Raw genomic sequence first — 1,710 nt, 5'->3', positions numbered from 1 at the left:
ATCAGGTACGCCCGGGCGATCTCCGGCACGTCGAGACCGCCGAGAAGGCGGAGCGTGAGAGCGGTGCGCGCGTCGGGGGCCGGCACCGGCCGGGGCGACCATCGCGCACTTCCGCTCCCTCGGGATGGACCTCGTACCGGGGGCCGGGCCGCTCGCCGCGGCCGTACCCGGTGCCGTGGACGCCTGGCTCCTGCTGCTGCGCGAGCACGGCACGCTCACCCTCGCCGAGGTGCTGGAGCCGGCGATCGGCTACGCGGGCGCCGGTCACCCGCTGGTGGGCCGCGTGGGTGACACAGTCGCCGCCGTGCGGTCGTTGTTCGAGGAACACTGGCCCACCTCCGCCGCGCTCTGGCTGCGCGGCGGCCGGCCCCCGCGCGCGGGGGAGATGGTCACCAACCCGGCGTACGCGGACACCCTGCGCCGACTGGTGGAGGCGGGGCAGGCGGCCGGCGCGGACCGGGAGGCGCAGATCGAGGCCGCGCGACGCGCCTGGAGTACGGGTTTCGTCGCCGAGGCGATCGACGCGTTCAGCCGACGGCCGTTCCAGGACTCCAGCGGCCGACCGAATGCCGGTCTGGTCACCGGGGACGACCTGGCCGCGTACTCGGCGACCTGGGAGGAGCCCGCCACCCTCGACTGGCACGGCTATTCGGTGGCGAAGACCGGGTTCTGGGGTCAGGGCCCGGTGCTGTTGCAGGCGCTGGCCACCCTCGACGCGCTCGACGAGCCCGAGGCGTACGACCCGGGCACCGTGACCGGTGTGCACGCCCAGGTCGAGGCGCTCAAGCTCGCCTTCGCCGACCGGGAGGCCTGGTACGGCGACGACGCCGACGTGCCCGCCAAGGCGCTGCTCTCCCGGGAGTACGCGCGGGAGCGGGCTGCCCTGGTCGGTGACCGCGCGTCGGTTCAGTTGCGGCCGGGACGTCCCGACGGGGCACAGCCTCGCCTGCCGGCCCACGTCCGACCCGGTGTCGGGCGGCGGGCTGATCCGACGGACCCGACGACGGGGGAGCCGACGGTGCAGTCGGACGGGGTGACCCGTGGCGACACCTGTCACGTCGACGTGGTCGACAGGTGGGGCAACATGATCTCCGCTACCCCGAGCGGTGGCTGGTTGCAGAGTTCGCCGACGATCCCGGAACTCGGCTTCCCGCTGGGCAGCAGGTTGCAGATGTTCTGGCTGGAGGAGGGCCTCGCGTCGTCGTTGGCGCCGGGGCGGCGACCGCGTACGACGTTGAGCCCGACGATGGTGCACCGCGACGGGGAGCCGGTGCTGGCGTGCGGGACACCGGGTGGCGACCAGCAGGACCAGTGGCAGTTGCCGTTCCTGCTACGGCACCTCGTCGGCGGTCAGACCCTCCAGGAGGCGATCGATGCCCCGGCCTGGCACACGCTCGGCCTGCCGGGGTCGTTCTATCCACGGGACATGGAGCCCGGTGTCCTGGTGGTGGAGGACCGGTACGACGACAGCGTGCTGGCGGCCCTGCGGGCGTACGGGCACGAGGTGCGGGTGGTCGACGGGTGGAGCCTCGGCCGGCTCTGTGCGGTGACCCGGGACCCGGCGACGGGTGTGCTCGCCGCCGGTGCGAACCCCCGGGGGATGCAGGGCTACGCCTGCGGCCGTTAGGGCCTGTGTCGAAGCCACTGGCCGGCCTGCGGCGGGCCCGGACGACGACCGGCCGCGTTGGATATTCGCCCGGATACAACACC

Annotated in this window: 1 protein-coding gene; it reads left to right on the top strand. The window is 73.7% G+C overall.

From position 1 onward, the window contains the following. The first annotated feature begins 124 nt into the window (after window positions 1–124). Window positions 125–1,627 carry a gamma-glutamyltransferase family protein gene (locus tag ACWCO3_RS34430; RefSeq protein WP_450014175.1) on the top strand — a complete coding sequence of 501 codons (1,503 nt, stop codon included), beginning with the start codon at window positions 125–127 and terminating at the stop codon, window positions 1,625–1,627. The last annotated feature ends 83 nt before the right edge of the window (window positions 1,628–1,710 follow it).

The organism is Micromonospora sp. NPDC002411 (assembly GCF_053592955.1).
Note: the sequence above shows the minus strand (reverse complement) of the source record. Positions and strands in the feature narration are given on the sequence as shown.